A 15,624-nucleotide genomic window follows, 5' to 3' on the forward strand; every position below is an offset into this window, starting at 1 on the left:
GGGGCTCAGGGCATGCCGGCCGGCCCCGCGGAAGCCCTGTGGATTGGCGCGGTTTTCCACAAATTGAAGTACACGAGTCGGACCTCTTGCGGTGTCGAACGTGCGTTCCATATCGTGGTGGGAAGGAGAGGGACCGGACCCGGGAAGGGGTGGGGTGGATGAGCACCGACGGCACCGACGGCGTCTCGTCCGAGGCCGGCCGCCCGGGGGCCGCGCCGGCCGCGTCCGAGTCGTCTGGGCCGGTGTCGTTGTCGGTGGGGTTGGCGCGGGTCGCGGTCGAGGTCGCGGCGGTGCTCGAGGTCGACGTGCTGGGCGCGGCGGGGCAGGAGGTCCTGGACGCGGTCACCGTCGTGGAGGGGCTGCGCCGTCAGGTCGAGGCCCTCGCGGGCCGGGTCCTCGCGGCGGTGGACGCCCACGGGCTGTGGGCGGCCGACGGGGCCCGGTCGCTGCCCGCGTGGTACCGCGCCCGGACCGGGCGTACCGACGTCACCGCCCGGGTCGAGGTGGCCCGGACCCGGGCCCTGCGCGACCACCTGCCCGCCACCGCGGCGGCGCTGGCCGCCGGGCGGGTCAGCCCCGACCACGCCGCGGCCCTGGTCCGCCACGCCCTGACCACCGACACCCTGCGGGGGCGGTTGGCGGACCCCGACACCGGTGAGGACTTCCTCCTGGGCCACGCCCAGGGCATGGACGCGTCCGCGTTCACCCACCTGGTCAAGGCGTGGGCGATCCGGGCCGACCCGGCCGCGGCGGACGAGCGCTACCGCGCCGAGACCGACCGGGAAGAGCTCTACCTCTCCCGCACCACCGGCGGGTGGTCCCTCAAGGGCTGGCTCTCCGAGACCAACGGGGAGGTCCTCAACACCGCCCTGACCGCCCGGACCGGCACCCCGGCCCACACCGACCCGGCCACCCCGGCCCAGCGCCGCGCCGGGGCCCTGACCGGCATCGCCCGCCTGGCCCTGGACTCCGGGACCCTGCGCCCCCACGCCCGCACCCGCCCCCACCTGAGCGTGACCGTGCCCTTCGAGACCCTCCACCGCCTCACCACCACCGGCCCTCACCACCCCGACACCACCGGGGCTGCCGGGGCTGCCGGGGCGGCGGGCAGCGCGTTCCACCCGCCGGCCGCCCCGGCCGGGTGCGGGTGCGGCCAGAGCGGGTGCGGGACGGTGATCTCCACCGACTACGACACCACCACCATGGTCGACGCCGACCCCGCGACCCTGGCCGACGGCACCCCCCTGCCGCACGCCCTCCTGGCCCGCCTGGCCTGCTCCTCCGCGCTGCACCGGGTCATCTTCGGCCCCGACTCCCAACCCCTGGACGTCGGCCGCGAGGAACGCCTCTACACCACCGCCCAGACCCGGGCGATCATCGCCCGCGACCGGCACTGCCAGTACCCCGACTGCACCGCCCCACCCGGCGAGGGCGAGATCCACCACAACCTGTGGTGGTACGCCCACCACGGCCCCACCGACACCAACAAAGGCATCCTCCTCTGCTGGCACCACCACGACCACGTCCACGCCCGCCGCATCACCATCACCCGCGAGCACCACCGATGGCGATTCCACCGCCACGACAACACCGAGATCCTCCCCACCACCCACCACCTCGCCGCCTGACCCCGAGCGCACGCCGCCCGACCCACCCGAGCGGGCTCGTTGCCGAGGACCGGGCGACCGGACACCGCAGCTTCCCGATCGGCCACTCGCGCCACTCCGGAATCCGTGAGCGGGCGGTGGCCGTACAAGGGGCGAGCGTGTCGGATCGTCGCTACGCTCGCGGGCACCCTGGCAACGGCGGAGGTGGAGGCAGCGATGTTCCTCACGAAGGCGGTCCACAAGCTCGAGCAGGCCGCGGCGATCGACCCCGTGGTCGAGACCGTGACCAAGATCGTGAACGGGATCCTGCCGCCAGGGCCCGTCAAGGACGCCCTCCACGGCCGGCCGCTCGGACACGCGTTGCACCCCCTGCTCGTCGCCCTCCCCATCGGGCTCAGCACGGGCGCGTCGATGCTGGATCTCACCGGCGGTGAGCGTTACCAGCCGGCAGCGCAGCGGCTGGTGGGGGCAGCGGTGCTCTCGGTCCTGCCGACGGCGGCCTCAGGCCTGGCGGACTGGTCCGAGCTCGGCTCGTCGAAGCGTCCCAAGCGCGTCGGGCTTGTCCACGCGAGCTACAACGTCGTCGCCACGAGCCTCTACGCCGCGTCCTGGCTCGCACGTCGGAGCGGTCACCACCGCCGCGGCGCCCTGCTGGCACTTCTCGGCGCCGGCGGACTCGCCGCGGGCGGGTACCTCGGCGGACATCTGGTCTACTCCCAGGGCGTAGCCGTCAGCCGCAACGCCGACCGCACGCCGAAGCCCCGGAAGTGGACGGACGTCGCACCGGCGTCCGACCTCGACTCCGGGACGATCCGTATCGAGGTCTCCGGCCAGCCCGTGATGATCACCCGGCAGGGCGGGCGGCTCTACGCTCTCGGCGCCGTGTGCAGCCACCTCGGCGGCCCGCTGGACGAGGGCGACATCACGGCGGACAGCTGCGTCGTGTGTCCGTGGCACGGCAGCACGTTCCGGCTCGACGACGGCTCGGTGGCGCGCGGGCCGGCGTCGGTCCCCCAGATCGCCTACGAGGTCCGGACCGTCGGCGACCGCCTCGAGGTGCGCGCCAAGGACTGACGCCCGGCCGCCCACGTGACCCGGCGCACGCATCCCCGGCGCGCCCAGCACCCTGCGCCCGGGTGACAATGGTCGGATGCCCGACGGCCCCCTGATCGTCCAGTCCGACAAGTCCCTCCTCCTCGAGGTCGACCACCCGCGCGCCGGCGAGGCCCGGCGGGCCATCGCCCCGTTCGCGGAGCTCGAGCGCGCGCCCGAGCACGTCCACACCTACCGGCTCACCCCGCTCGGCCTGTGGAACGCCCGGGCCGCCGGGCACGACGCCGAGCAGGTCGTCTCCGCCCTCATCGAGTTCTCCCGGTACTCCGTGCCGCACGCGCTCCTCGTCGACGTCGCCGAGACGATGGACCGCTACGGCCGCCTCCAGCTCCTCAAGCACCCCACCCACGGGCTGGTGCTGCACGCCCTCGACGTGCCGGTGCTCGAGGAGGTGCTGCGCTCCAAGCGGGTCAAAGGCCTGGTGGGCGAACGCCTGGACGCCGAGGACGTCGTCGTCCACGCCTCCGAGCGCGGCCACCTCAAGCAGGTGCTGCTCAAGCTCGGCTGGCCCGCCGAGGACCTGGCCGGGTACGTCGACGGCGAGGCGCACCCCATCGCCCTGGAGCAGGACGGCTGGCACCTGCGCCCGTACCAGGAGGAGGCGGTGGAGACCTTCTGGCACGGCGGCTCCGGCGTGGTCGTCCTGCCCTGCGGCGCGGGCAAGACCCTCGTGGGTGCCGGCGCGATGGCGCGGTCCTCCACCACCACCCTCATCCTCGTCACCAACACCGTCTCGGCGCGGCAGTGGCGCGAGGAGCTCGTCCGCCGCACGTCGCTGAGCGAGGACGAGATCGGCGAGTACTCCGGCTCGCGCAAGGAGGTCCGGCCGGTGACGATCGCGACCTACCAGGTGCTCACCACCAAGCGGAAGGGCGTCTACACCCACCTCGAGCTCCTCGACGCCCACGACTGGGGCCTGATCCTCTACGACGAGGTCCACCTCCTGCCCGCGCCCATCTTCCGCATGACGGCCGACCTGCAGGCCCGCCGCCGGCTCGGCCTCACCGCCACCCTGGTCCGGGAGGACGGACGGGAGGACGAGGTCTTCTCCCTCATCGGGCCCAAGCGCTACGACGCGCCGTGGAAGGACATCGAGGCGCAGGGCTACATCGCGCCCGCGAGCTGCGTCGAGGTCCGCCTGACCCTGCCCGAGTCGGACCGGATGGTCTACGCCACCGCGGAGCCCGAGGAGCGGTACCGCCTCGCCGCCTCTGCCGCGGGGAAGACGCGGGTGGTCCGCGAGATCCTCGCCAAGCACCCCGACGAGCAGACCCTCGTCATCGGCCAGTACATCGACCAGCTCGAGGAGCTCGCCGAGTCCCTCGGCGCCCCGCTCATCACGGGGCAGACCACGGTCACCGAGCGCCAGCGACTCTTCGACGCCTTCCGTGCGGGCGAGGTCCAGGTGCTCGTGGTGTCCAAGGTGGCGAACTTCTCCATCGACCTGCCCGAGGCCTCGGTGGCCGTCCAGGTCTCCGGGTCGTTCGGCTCCCGCCAGGAGGAGGCGCAACGGCTCGGCCGCCTCATGCGACCCAAGTCCGACGGGAAGTCGGCGCACTTCTACGCCGTCGTCGCCCGGGACACGGTCGACCAGGACTTCGCCGCGCACCGGCAGCGGTTCCTCGCCGAGCAGGGCTACGCCTACACCATCGTCGACGCCGAGGACCTCGCCACCGCCTGAGCCCGCAGGTCGTTCCACGATTGCGCTGTCGGAGGACGGCGCGCCATTGTCGTTGCGCGGTGGCGGAGGTCCGGCGAGGATCGAAGGGTGAAGCACCTCACCGTCCGGTCCCTCGCCGTCGCGCTCCTCACCCTGCCCGCCCTGGCGATCGCCGGACCGGCCGGGGCGGTGCCGCCCGAGCAGCTCACCGAGCAGGTCACCGACGTCGCCGACGTCCTGTCGACGGCGGAGGAGCAGAACGTCCAGGACGTCATCGACCAGGTCCAGGACGAGACCGGCCAGCTGGTCTACGTGGCGTACGTCGACGACTTCACCGGCATGGGCTCGAACCAGTGGGCGGTGGAGACGGCGGAGCTGTCCAACCTCGGCCCCGCGAACGTCCTCCTGGCCGTCGGCGTCGACGTGAACTCCTACGGCTACGCGCTCCACGACTCCTCCGCCATCTCCGAGGCCGAGCTGGAGGACCTCCTCGCGCAGGACGTCGTCCCGCAGCTGTCCGACGGCGCCTGGGCCGCCGCGGCGACGGCGTTCGCGCAGGAGGTCGGAGCGGCAGCGACCGGCACGAGCGACGGCGGCGGCGTGGCGGACGTGGGCGGCGGCTCGATCCTCGGCGGGCTCCTCGGCTTCGGGCTGCTCGCGATCGTCGTCATCGGCGGCGTGGCGATGTTCCGCAGCCGGAAGAGGTCCGCGCAGGACCGGCCCGCCCAGGCTCGTCGCCTGCCGCCCGACCACCCCCTGAACCTACCGACGCCGGAGCTCGCCAAGCGGGCCGGCTCGGCGCTGCTGGGCGCCGACGACGCCATCCGGTCCTCCGAGCAGGAGCTCGGCTTCGCCAAGGCCCAGTTCGGCCTGCAGGCCACCGACGCCTTCACGGCCGCGCTGGGGGTCGCGAAGGAGAAGGCGCAGCGCGCCTTCCACATCCGCCAGCTCCTCGACGACGACCAGCCGGAGACGGAGGAGCAGCAGCGGCAGATGTACGCCGACATCCTCCAGCTCACCGGCGAGGTGGAGCGCGGCCTCGCGGAGCACGCGGAGGAGTTCGTCCGGCTGCGCAACATGCAGGCACGCGCCCCGCAGGTCCTCGACGAGCTCGAGCAGCGCGCCGGCGAGGTGGCGCGGCAGATCGAGGGCGCCCGCGCCCAGCTCGCCGCGCTGTCCAACCAGTACCCGCCCGCGGCGCTGGCCTCCGTCTCGCGCAACCCCGACCATGCCCGGGCACTGCTCGAGTCCGCGCGGACCTCGGTGGCCGAGGGCCGGGCCAAGGTCGAGGCCGGTGACCGGGCGACCGCCGTCACGCACATCCGCGTGGCGGAGGAGGCCATCGGCCAGGCGGACACGCTCCTGAAGTCCGTCGCGGGCGCCCGCGGCGCCCTGGCCGAGGCCGGCCAGCGACTGGACTCCGCCATCGCCTCCATCACCGCCGACGTCCGCGACGCCGCGCGGCTCGCGCCCGCCGACCCCGTCGTCGCCGCCCGGCGCAAGGACGCCGAGGCCGCGATCGCGCTCGGCCAGCAGGCCCGTGAGGGCGGCGACCCGCTCGCCGCCATCCAGCGCCTCACCGCGGCCGAGACCGCCATCGACGCGGCCCTCGCGCCGGCCCGCGAGGCCGACGACACCAACCGGCGCGCCCTGGCCCAGCTCGGCGACCGGATGGGGCGGCTGGACTCCCAGCTCCGGGCGACCACCGACTACATCAACACCCGCCGGGGCTCGGTCGGCACCGAGGCCCGCACCCGGCTGTCCGAGGCCACGCGCCTCGCCGCCGAGGCGAACCGGCTGGCCGGGTCCGACCCGGTCGCAGCCCTGCAGCTCGTCACCCGGGCCGAGCAGATGGCCCTGTCGGCCCAGCAGCTGGCCGAGCGCGACGCCAACCGGTTCGACGACTCCTTCACCGGCGGCTTCGGCGGCGGCCGGCGGGGCGGTCTCGACATCGGCTCGCTCGTCCTGGGCGGCATTCTCTTCGGCGGCGGGGGCGGGCACTCCGGCGGCTGGGGCGGCGGCGGCGGCTTCGGTGGCGGCGGCTTCGGCGGCGGCGGTGGCGGCTTCGGCGGCGGAGGCGGCGGCTTCGGCGGCGGCGGTGGTGGCTTCTGAGGCTCAACCCGTTCCGCAGGCGCCGCCCGGCGACCTCGACAAGACTTTCCCGCGTTACCCCAACCAAGAAGGGCACGGACATGGCAGAGAAGCAGAGCATCCTCGGGCGCATCGCCCAGCTGACGAAGGCCAACATCAACGCGCTGATCGACCGCGCCGAGGACCCCCAGAAGATGCTGGACCAGCTGGTGCGCGACTACACCTCCTCGATCGCCGAGGCCGAGGACGCCGTCGCCGTCACCATCGGCAACCTCCGCCTGGCCGAGCAGGACCACGCGGCGGACCTCGCCGACGCCCGCGACTGGGGCCAGAAGGCCCTCGCGGCGTCGAGCAAGGCCGACGAGCTCCGCGCCGCGGGCGACCCGGCCGAGGCCGCCCGGTTCGACAACCTCGCCAAGGTCGCCATCGGCAAGCAGATCTCCGCCGAGAACGAGGCCCAGGCCGCCGAGCCGATGATCACCTCCCAGAACGAGGTCGTCGACAAGCTCAAGGTCGGCCTGCAGCAGATGCGCGTCAAGCTCGACGAGCTCAAGTCCAAGCGCGACCAGCTCGTCGCGCGCTCGAAGACCGCCGAGGCCCAGGCCACCGTCCAGGGCGCGATCTCCTCGATCAACATCATGGACCCCACGAGCGAGATCTCCCGCTACGAGGAGCAGGTGCGCCGCGAGGAGGCCCGGGTCGCCGGCCATGCCGAGATCCAGGCCGGCTCGATCGAGGACCAGTTCGCCGAGCTCGAGGACTACGGTCGCAGCGCCGAGATCGAGGCTCGCCTGGCCGCGCTCAAGGGCGGTAGCCCGCGTCAGCAGATCACGTCCGACACCGCGACCGACGAGGGCTCGGCCGACCTCGACGCCGAGTACGTCGCCGACGAGGACAGGACCACCTACTGACGTGCCCGCGGGACCGTACGACGGTCCTGCCGAGGTGACGGTGCGCGGCCCCCGCCTCCGGGCGGGGGCCGCGCACGTCCTCGCCTAGTGGCGCGGGAGGTACGGGTGGTTCGAGCCGACGGCGGCGATGCGCTCCTCGGCCAGGTGGTCTGCCGCGTGCGCCGGGCTGATGCCGTGCTCATCGGCGCGTCGCAGGACCGCCAGCGTCGCCCCGAACAGGCTCTCGACACGGTGCTTCGCACGGTCGGAGACATAGCCCTCGAGCTCGTCGGCCACCTGGATCACCCCGCCGGAGTTCACCAGGTAGTCGGGGGCGTAGGTGATCCCGCGCTCCAGCAGCCGTTCGGGGATGCCCCCCTCGCCGTCGTCGGCGAGCTGGTTGTTCGCCGAGCCGCACACGAGCCGGGCGGCCAGGGCCTCCACGGTCGTGGCGTCCAGCGCCCCGCCGAGCGCGCAGGGGGCGTAGACGTCGATGGCCGACCGGACGAGCTCGTCCGTCCCCGCGACCTTCTCGACCTCGGGGTGCCGGGCCCGGACCGCCTCCACGGCCAGCTCGTTGACGTCGGTGACGACGACGTGGGCGCCCGCGGCGACGAGGTGGTCCACGAGGACGCGGCCGACCTTGCCGACCCCGGCGACGCCGACGGTCCGGCCGCGCAGCGAGGCCCGGCCCCACACGTGGTCCGCGCCGGCCTGCATGGCGTTGAACACCCCGAAGGCCGTCAGGACCGAGGGGTCGCCCGAGCCGCCGTGGACCTCGCTGCGACCGGCGACGAACGCCGTCTCCCGGTGGATGACGTCCATGTCCGCGACGACGGTCCCGACGTCGCACGCCGTGACGTACCGCCCGCCGAGGGACTCGACGAACCGGCCGTACGCCCGCAGGAGCGCCTCGGACTTCACCTCGGCGGGGTCGCCGATGATCACGGCCTTGCCGCCGCCGAGGTCGAGGCCCGCGAGGGCGTTCTTGTAGGTCATGCCGCGCGAGAGGCGCAGGACGTCCGCGAGCGCCTCGTCCTCGCGGGCGTAGGGGTAGAAGCGCGTGCCGCCGAGGGCGGGGCCGAGAGCGGTCGAGTGGATCGCCACGATGGCCCGCAGGCCGCTGGCACGGTCGTTGAGGTAGGCGACCTGTTCGTGGCCGTGGAGCGGGTCGAAGGGCCCGGGGGCACGAAACGTCGTGGCGGGCCTGAGCGTCTGGGGTCGTGCGTCTGGGCGCGAGAGGGTGGTCACGGGTCCGACTCCTTCGTCATCTCGTGGATGCGCGGCGCTCGGACCGTGGGTGAGGTCCTCGCACCACTACCAGCCTAGGCCCAAGGTCCCGGTTCGGCGCCCCGCGGACGGCCCCTGTCGGCAAGGTTTTCCCAAGCGTCGGGAGCGACGCTGACCCTTTCCGGAGGATGCGCCCGAAGGGTGGGACACCATGGTCGAGCTGAGCAGACGGCAGGTGCTGACCGGCGGGGCGGCCGTGGCCGCGACCGGCCTGCTGACGTGGTCGTGGGCCGGTGCGCTCGGGCCGCCCGCCGCGGTGCCGGTCCCCACCTCGTTCGGCACCGTGTCCCTGCTCGGTGCCCGGGTGAGCGGGCGGACCGCCTCGCACGGCCACGACACCGCGACCACCGCGGCTGCCGGGGCGGCAGCCGCCGCCGCCGCGACCCTCGCCGCGCACCGCACCTGGCCCGGTCTGCTCCGGGTCGACGTCGCGATCGCCAACCTCCTCGAGCGGGCCGTGGCGTTCTCCCCGGGCCAGTTCCGCCTGCGGGTGGGTGCGGACGGACCCACCGTCACCGCCCTCGACACCGAGCTCACCCCCGGCGCCCTCGCCGCCGGACGGACGGTACGCACCTGGCTGACGTTCCTCGTCCCGGCGTCCCCGGCGCTCCTGTCGCTCAGCTTCGAGGACACCGCCGCGACCCTGTCGCTGGCGCTGCACGCCGTGGAGGTCCGATGAGCACCACCGACGAGCGGTCCACCGGCGGCCGCACGGACGAGCGCCGCGCCGAGCGAGACGCCATCGCTGCATCCGACCGACCCACCGACCGTCGTGAGCTGCTGCGGCTCGCGGCGGCCGGGGCCACGGTCGCGGCACTGGGCCTCGTGGGCGCCCCCACCGTCGCCGCGGCCGTCCGGCCGGCACGGGGCGTCGGCTCCCTCACCTCCGAGCGCGCGGCGCTCCCCGCCGTCACCCCCGGCGTGCTCGACCTGTACGTCAACGAGGGCCGGGTGCCCATGGTCGACGGCACCTTGGTCTACATGCGCGGGTTCGGCGACCGGCCCACCGCCGCGGACGACCCCGCGCCCAGTCTCCGGCTCGCGCCGCACGTCTTCCTCGCCGACGGCACGCTCCACGCCTCCGCCACCTACCCGCTCGACGCGCCTGCCCCGCCGCACGGGCGCCCGGCCGCGGCATCCGGCCCCGACGCCCAGGGCCTGTACGAGGTGCGGCGCGCGTACTGGGCGAGCTACTTCCCGCCACGCACGATCGTGGCCGAGACGGGTGCCCGCCTGCGGCTGCGGGTGCACAACGGCCTCGCGGGCGTGCACCGCCTCAGCGTCCCGGGTGTCCTCGACACCGGCGACATCGCCCCTGGCGCCTCGGCCGCCGTCGACGTCGCCGCCCCGGCCGCCGGCACGTACCGTACGAGGACCCCGGCAACGCCCCGGTCGAGCGGCTGCTCGGCCTGCACGGCGTGCTCGTCGTCGTCCCGGCCGCGCAGCGCTGGCGGCTGAGCGAGGGGGGCGCCGAGTTCGAGCGGCAGTGGCTGTGGATCTGCCAGGACGTCGACCCCGACTGGGGCCGCCGTGCACAGGCGGGCGAGCACATCGACCCCGAGGCCACTCCCCCCGTGCCGCGGTACTTCATGATCAACGACCGCTCCGGGTACGCCTCCCTCGGCATGTCCCGCGACGCCCGGTCCAACGAGGCCGCGCACGAGGACACCCTGCCCTCCGGCTTCCCCCGGCGCGTGGACGTGCGCGACCTGTCCGCCGGCGGCCCCGGCACGGTGCGCAGCGGCCAGCTCCTGCGGTGCGTCAACGCCGGCGTCGTCGTCCACCAGCTGCACTTCCACGGCAACCACGTCTGGACGGTGCGGCGCAACGGCGTCGACTTCCCCCGGGACGGGCTCCTCGGCCTCGTCGACGCCGAGGGGCACGTGCTCCTGCAGCAGTGGGAGGACGTCGTCGAGCTCGACCCGCGCTCACGCAAGGAGACCCTCCTGCCGCTGAAGAAGCCGCCGCAGGTCGTCGAGCCGGTGTGGGCGGCCCGCACCGAGGACTGGCACTACCCCATGCACTGCCACGCGGAGCCGTCGCAGACCGCGGCCGGCGGGCTCTACCCGGGCGGCATGGTCGCCGGCTGGGTCCTCGCCGGCCGGGTGAGCCCGCCCCACCACACCTACCGCAGCCAGGCCGACTTCGCCTCGGACCAGCCGAAGGAGGACGACCCCCGCACCGAGTTCCGCCAGCGCCCCGACCGCTCCTTCGAGCGGGACGTCTTCGGCCGGCGCCTGCGCTTCCCCGACGGCGCCGAGCACGAGATGTGGAGCTTCGAGTCCGAGACGTCGGGGCGCGGCTTCCCGGCGCCGGTCATCCGGATGACCGAGAACGAGCTCGTCCACGTCCGGGTCAAGCCCAGCAAGGGCCCGCACACCATCCACCTGCACGGGATGGAGCCGGACCCGCGCAACGACGGCGTGGGGCACACCTCGTTCGAGGTGAGCGGCTCGTACACCTACCAGTTCCGCCCCGACGCCGGCGTGCCGGGCGACCCCAACGAGGGCTCCGCGGGCACGTACTTCTACCACTGCCACGTCAACACGGTCCTGCACGTGCAGATGGGGATGGTCGGGCCGATGCTCGTCGACCCGGTCGTCCACCCGAGCTTCCCGGTGCCGGCGGGGGCCCGCCGCCCGTTCGTCGACGGACCCCTGTACGACATCGCCACCGAGCTCATGCTCGTGCCCTACGCGGTCGACCCGACCTGGCACCACCTCAACCACGCCGCGGGGCTCTCCGGCGAGGACGTCGGCCTCAACCGGTTCCGGGCGCGGCACTTCTACGTCCTGGGCGGGCACCTCGCCCAGGGGCAGCCGAAGGACCGGGTGTGGGTCCCGCGGCAGGTGCGGGCGAACGTCTCGGGCCACCCGACGCTGCTGCGGGTGCTCAACCTCAACTTCATCCCGACCAGGGTGCGGTTCACCCGGGCCGGCGGCGAGCCGGTACGGATGGCCTCCCTCGTGGCCCACGACGGCCGGGCCTACCGGGACACCGTTCGCCCGGGCAGCCCCCTGCCGGAGGACCTCGGCAACCGGCTCGTCACCGACCGGCTCGCCTTCGGTGCCGCCGAGCGCTACGACATGCTCCTCCTGCCGCCGGAGGCCGGTCCCTACGAGATCCACGTCGACTGGTTCGACTGGGTCCCCGGCGCCGCCGGGCTGCGCCTGCTCGCCACCCGGACGGTGCCGCTCACGGCCGTGTGAGGAGGGTTGCGGCGCCGTCGTCAGATCGCCATGGCCGCGCGCACCTCGTCCGCGGCCCCGGCACCGCCGGCCCCCGTGGCGGTGACCCGCCCGGACTCCAGCACGGCGAACTCCAGCGCCGCCGTCACCGCGAAGCCGACGTGCTGCTCGACGAGCAGCACCGACAGCCCTGCGCCCGTGAGCTCGAGGACGGCGTGCTCGATCTCGGCCACCACCGACGGCTGGATGCCCTCGGTGGGCTCGTCGAGGACGAGCACCCGCGGCCCGGTGATGAGAGCCCGGGCGATGGCCAGCTGCTGGCGCTGGCCGCCGGAGAGCAGGCCGGCGCGCCGGTCCAGCAGCGGCATCAGCGCCGGGAACAGGTCGAGCGCCTGGGCGAGCCGGCCGCGCCCGTCACGCCGGCCGTCGGCCACGAGCCGCAGGTTCTCGCCCGCGGTGAGGTCGGCGAAGGACTGCTGACCCTGCGGGACGTACGCCAGACCGCGCCGGACGCGCCGGTGCGCGGGCAGCCGCGTGATGTCGTCGCCGTCGAACCACACCGAGCCCCGGACGGGCCGGAGCAGCCCGACGGCCGCCCGCAGCAGCGTCGTCTTGCCGGCACCGTTGTGGCCCAGGACGGCCGTGAGGCCGCCGTCCGGCACCGTGAGGTCCACGCCGTGCACGACCACGGCCGGTCCGTACCCGACATGGACGTCGCACAGCTCGAGCATCATGCCCCCCTCGTCCCGGCGGGTGCGCCGAGATACACCTCGATGACGCGCGGGTCCGCCTGCACCTCGGCCACGGTGCCCTCGCTGAGCACGCTGCCCTGGTGCAGCACCGTGACGGAGTCGGCGAACGAGCGCAGGAACTGCATGTCGTGCTCGACGACGACCACCGTCCGTCGTCGCCCCACCGTGCGGAGCAGCTCGCCCGTCTGCTCACGCTCGGCCTGGCTCATCCCGGCGACGGGCTCGTCGAGGAGGAGCAGCCGGGCGTCCTGGACGAGGAGCATCCCGATCTCGAGCCACTGCTTCTGGCCGTGGGCCAGCTCCCCCGCGGGCCGGTCGCGCTCCGCGGCCAGACCGACCGTCTCCATGGCCTCCTCCACCACCTCGACGGAACGACGTGGCCGGAGGAGCCGGTGCACCGGGCGCCGAGCTCCCGCCGCGATGTCGAGGTTCTGGACCACGGTGAGGCCCTCGATGACGCTCGCGGTCTGGAACGTGCGGCCGACACCGGCTCGCACGACCTGGTGGACCTTGCGGCCGATGAGCTCGGTGCCACCGAACCGGACCGACCCCGTCGCCGGGGTCAGGCCCGTGATGGCGTCGACGACCGTGGTCTTGCCGGCGCCGTTGGGGCCGATGAGGAAGCGCAGGTCACCCTGGACGACCGTGAGGTCGATGCCGTCGACGGCGACGAACCCGCCGAAGCTCACACGCAGCCCGCGGACCTCGAGGTAGTCGTGGGCGACGTCCTGGGGGGTGAGGAGCCGGTCGGCCCGCGCCGGGTCACGGGTGGTGTCGTGGTCGCTCATGGGTGCCTCTCCGTGGTGGCGGCCAGGTGGTGGTCGGGATCGTTCGCCGCTGCGGCGGGCGGGCCGCTCGCTGCTACGACGGGCGGGTCGCCGTGCCCGGTGGCGGCCCGGCCGGGTCCGTCCTCGAGCGTGTCCGTGGCATCGGCCGTGTCGCCGCCGGCGTCGGGACGCCGGCCGCGGCCGCCTCCCGCCGGCTGGTCCGTGTCGGCGCCGGCGCGACCGGCACCGGGCGCGTGCCCCGCCCCGCGGCGCCGTCGGAGGACGCCGGCGAGCTGGGCCGGCCCACCGGGGAGGAAGGCGACCACGAGGATGAACAGCGCACCCTGGAAGTAGGTCCAGAACGACGGGAACGACTCCGACAGGCCCGTCTCGGCCCAGGCCACCACGACCGAGCCGAGCACGGGGCCGAGCAGGGTGGCCCGGCCGCCGATCGCGACACCGACGAGGAAGCCGATCGAGGGGACGACGCCGACGTCGGCGGGCGAGATGATGCCGGCGATCGGCACGAACAGGGCTCCGCCGATCGCGGCGAAGACGGCGGCCACCACGTAGGCGAAGACCTTGACCCGCACGGGGTCGTAGCCGAGGAAGCGCACGCGGTTCTCCTGGTCGCGCACCGCCACGAGCAGCTCGCCGTAGCGCGAGCGCATGAGGGCGCGCACGGCCAGGACCATCACCAGCAGCGTGCCGGCGGCGAGAAGGTAGAGCATGCGCCGGTTCACCGGGTCGGCGAGGTCGTAGCCGAAGAACGACCGGAAGCCGTTGAGCCCGTTCGTCCCGCCGGTGGTCTGCTGCTGACCCACGAGCAGGATCGCGAACGCCGCGGCGAGGGCCTGGCTGAGCACGGCGAAGTAGGCGCCGCGCACCTGCCGGCGGAACACCGCGGTGCCGAGCACCAGGGCGAGGAGCGCGGGCACGGCGACGACGAGGACGACCGTCGTCGCGGGTGAGCGCATGGGCTCCCACCACCCGGGCACCTCGCCGGTGCCGTACAGGAGCATGAAGTCCGGCACGCCGCCGGGGCCGGCGTCGGCGAGCTTGAGGTGCATCGCCATGATGTAGGCGCCCAGGCCGAAGAACACGCCCTGGCCGAGGGTGAGCATCCCTCCCTGCCCCCAGGCCAGGCCGATGCCGACGGCGACCATCGCCAGGCACAGGAAGCGGGCCAGGAGGCTGAGCCGGAAGTCGCTGAGCACCGCCGGCGCGAGGACCAGCAGGACGAGCGCGGCGAGGGCGGCCAGGGCCCAGGTGCGGGCCGGACCCGGGCGGAGGACGACCGCGGCCCACCGGGGCAGGGTGGTGCTGCCGCCGCTCATGCCAGGCTCCTCGTCCGGACGGTGACAAGACCCTGCGGCCGCCACTGGAGGAAGAGGACCACCAGGGCGAGGAGGAGGACCTTGGCCAGGCTCGCCGTCGTGCCGAGCTGGAGGAAGGCCTGGATGATGCCGAGGCCGAAGGCGGCCACCACCGCCCCCTTGATCTGTCCGATCCCGCCGACGACGACCACGAGGAACGCGTCCACGATGTAGCTCTGGCCCAGCGTCGGCCCGATGGAGCCGAGGAGGGTCAGCGCGACGCCCGCCACGCCGGCGATGCCCGAGCCGATGAAGAAGGTGAGCCGGTCGGTGGCCGCCGTGGAGATCCCCGACGTCTCGGCCAGGTCGCGGTTCTGCACGACCGCCCGGATCCGGCGTCCGAGCGACGTCCTGGCCAGGACGAGGGCGACCGCGGCGACGCAGACCACGGCGAGCGCCAGGATGAAGAGCCGCGAGCGGGGCACGGACACCCCGAGCAGCTGGACGGGACCGGCGAGCCACGACGGGGCGCGGACGTCGACGTTCGGTGCGCCGAAGACGTCGCGGGCCACCTGCTGGAGCACCAGGGCGACGCCCCACGTGACGAGGAGCGTGTCGAGCGGGCGGCGGTGCATCCGGGAGATGAGCAGCACCTCGAGGACCACGCCCATGAGGCCGCCGACGAGGAAGCCGACCACCACGGAGACGAGCAGGGAGACGCCCGGGTCGGCCAGGACCTGCTGGACGACGAAGGTGGTGTAGGCGCCGGCCATCATGAACTCGCCGTGGGCCATGTTGATCACGCCCATCTGGCCGAAGGTCAGGGCGAGGCCGAGCGCGGCCAGGAGGAGGACCGAGCCGAGGCTCAGGCCCGCGAAGAGCTGGGGAAGGACGGCGTCCATCGTGCCTCCGTCTGCTGGGCGGTCCCCCGCCCCGGCCGCGCGGCCGGG

The 15,624-nt window shown here is 74.1% G+C and carries 13 protein-coding genes; 8 read left to right on the forward strand and 5 right to left on the reverse strand.

The window, feature by feature from the left end; genetic code table 11:
• Window positions 1–158 precede the first annotated feature (158 nt).
• From EDD32_RS04345 to EDD32_RS04365, 5 genes are all read left to right on the forward strand, one after another.
• Window positions 159–1,628: an HNH endonuclease signature motif containing protein gene (locus EDD32_RS04345; protein ID WP_170175210.1), complete on the forward strand. Its 1,470-nt coding sequence runs from the start codon at window positions 159–161 to the stop codon at window positions 1,626–1,628.
• A 195-nt stretch (window positions 1,629–1,823) separates the two neighbouring features.
• The gene (locus EDD32_RS04350) at window positions 1,824–2,681 is read left to right on the forward strand and encodes a Rieske (2Fe-2S) protein (RefSeq protein ID WP_123915011.1); all 858 of its coding nucleotides are present in this window, start codon (window positions 1,824–1,826) and stop codon (window positions 2,679–2,681) included.
• 76 nt (window positions 2,682–2,757) lie between these two features.
• A complete protein-coding gene (locus tag EDD32_RS04355; protein ID WP_123915014.1) occupies window positions 2,758–4,401 on the forward strand; it encodes a DNA repair helicase XPB in 1,644 nt (547 codons plus the stop codon).
• Between the two features lie 87 nt (window positions 4,402–4,488).
• Entirely contained in the window at window positions 4,489–6,492 is a 2,004-nt protein-coding gene (locus EDD32_RS04360) for a TPM domain-containing protein (RefSeq protein ID WP_123915017.1), read from the forward strand.
• Window positions 6,493–6,572: 80 nt separating this feature from the next.
• Window positions 6,573–7,382, forward strand: coding sequence for a PspA/IM30 family protein (locus EDD32_RS04365; RefSeq protein WP_123915020.1), 810 nt, complete (start codon window positions 6,573–6,575; stop codon window positions 7,380–7,382).
• Window positions 7,383–7,466: 84 nt separating this feature from the next.
• On the opposite strand, the gene EDD32_RS04370 is transcribed toward EDD32_RS04365, so the two are convergent.
• Window positions 7,467–8,612, reverse strand: coding sequence for a Glu/Leu/Phe/Val family dehydrogenase (locus EDD32_RS04370; RefSeq protein WP_123915023.1), 1,146 nt, complete (start codon window positions 8,610–8,612; stop codon window positions 7,467–7,469).
• A 190-nt stretch (window positions 8,613–8,802) separates the two neighbouring features.
• Between EDD32_RS04370 and EDD32_RS04375 the strand changes: the two genes are divergently transcribed.
• The 3 genes from EDD32_RS04375 to EDD32_RS04380 are packed head-to-tail and all read left to right on the forward strand — an operon-like array spanning window position 8,803 to window position 11,860.
• Entirely contained in the window at window positions 8,803–9,330 is a 528-nt protein-coding gene (locus EDD32_RS04375; RefSeq protein WP_123915026.1) for a twin-arginine translocation signal domain-containing protein, read from the forward strand.
• Window positions 9,327–10,109 (forward strand): hypothetical protein, encoded by a 783-nt coding sequence (locus EDD32_RS19390; protein WP_246005969.1) that lies wholly within the window; start codon window positions 9,327–9,329, stop codon window positions 10,107–10,109. The genes EDD32_RS04375 and EDD32_RS19390 overlap by 4 nt, the downstream gene beginning before the upstream one ends.
• A complete protein-coding gene (locus tag EDD32_RS04380) occupies window positions 10,070–11,860 on the forward strand; it encodes a multicopper oxidase domain-containing protein (RefSeq protein ID WP_246005970.1) in 1,791 nt (596 codons plus the stop codon). Before EDD32_RS19390 ends, EDD32_RS04380 begins: the two co-directional genes overlap by 40 nt.
• 20 nt (window positions 11,861–11,880) lie before the next feature.
• Here the strand turns inward: EDD32_RS04380 and EDD32_RS04385 are convergent, their stop codons facing one another.
• Genes EDD32_RS04385 through urtB form a run of 4 tightly spaced genes read right to left on the reverse strand, consistent with a single transcriptional unit; the run spans window position 11,881 to window position 15,576 of the window.
• On the reverse strand, window positions 11,881–12,570 hold the full coding sequence (locus EDD32_RS04385) for an ATP-binding cassette domain-containing protein (protein ID WP_123920158.1): 690 nt from the start codon (window positions 12,568–12,570) through the stop codon (window positions 11,881–11,883).
• A complete protein-coding gene (urtD, locus tag EDD32_RS04390) occupies window positions 12,570–13,379 on the reverse strand; it encodes an urea ABC transporter ATP-binding protein UrtD (protein WP_123915029.1) in 810 nt (269 codons plus the stop codon). Before urtD ends, EDD32_RS04385 begins: the two co-directional genes overlap by 1 nt.
• Window positions 13,376–14,695 (reverse strand): urea ABC transporter permease subunit UrtC, encoded by a 1,320-nt coding sequence (urtC, locus tag EDD32_RS04395; protein WP_123915033.1) that lies wholly within the window; start codon window positions 14,693–14,695, stop codon window positions 13,376–13,378. Before urtC ends, urtD begins: the two co-directional genes overlap by 4 nt.
• Window positions 14,692–15,576: an urea ABC transporter permease subunit UrtB gene (gene urtB, locus EDD32_RS04400; RefSeq protein ID WP_123915035.1), complete on the reverse strand. Its 885-nt coding sequence runs from the start codon at window positions 15,574–15,576 to the stop codon at window positions 14,692–14,694. The genes urtC and urtB overlap by 4 nt, the downstream gene beginning before the upstream one ends.
• Between the last annotated feature and the right edge of the window lie 48 nt (window positions 15,577–15,624).

This window comes from Georgenia muralis (assembly GCF_003814705.1).
Lineage (GTDB): Bacteria > Actinomycetota > Actinomycetes > Actinomycetales > Actinomycetaceae > Georgenia > Georgenia muralis.

What these genes read in the sequence shown, in the direction of transcription:
- EDD32_RS04350 (WP_123915011.1), top strand. Translation starts at nt 1,824, where the DNA reads ATGTTCCTCACGAAGGCGGTCCACAAGCTCGAGCAGGCCGCGGCGATC.
- EDD32_RS04345 (WP_170175210.1), top strand. Translation starts at nt 159, where the DNA reads ATGAGCACCGACGGCACCGACGGCGTCTCGTCCGAGGCCGGCCGCCCG.
- EDD32_RS04355 (WP_123915014.1), top strand. Translation starts at nt 2,758, where the DNA reads ATGCCCGACGGCCCCCTGATCGTCCAGTCCGACAAGTCCCTCCTCCTC.
- EDD32_RS04365 (WP_123915020.1), top strand. Translation starts at nt 6,573, where the DNA reads ATGGCAGAGAAGCAGAGCATCCTCGGGCGCATCGCCCAGCTGACGAAG.
- urtB (WP_123915035.1), bottom strand. Translation starts at nt 15,576, where the DNA reads ATGGACGCCGTCCTTCCCCAGCTCTTCGCGGGCCTGAGCCTCGGCTCG.
- EDD32_RS19390 (WP_246005969.1), top strand. Translation starts at nt 9,327, where the DNA reads ATGAGCACCACCGACGAGCGGTCCACCGGCGGCCGCACGGACGAGCGC.
- EDD32_RS04385 (WP_123920158.1), bottom strand. Translation starts at nt 12,570, where the DNA reads ATGCTCGAGCTGTGCGACGTCCATGTCGGGTACGGACCGGCCGTGGTC.
- EDD32_RS04375 (WP_123915026.1), top strand. Translation starts at nt 8,803, where the DNA reads ATGGTCGAGCTGAGCAGACGGCAGGTGCTGACCGGCGGGGCGGCCGTG.
- urtC (WP_123915033.1), bottom strand. Translation starts at nt 14,695, where the DNA reads ATGAGCGGCGGCAGCACCACCCTGCCCCGGTGGGCCGCGGTCGTCCTC.
- urtD (WP_123915029.1), bottom strand. Translation starts at nt 13,379, where the DNA reads ATGAGCGACCACGACACCACCCGTGACCCGGCGCGGGCCGACCGGCTC.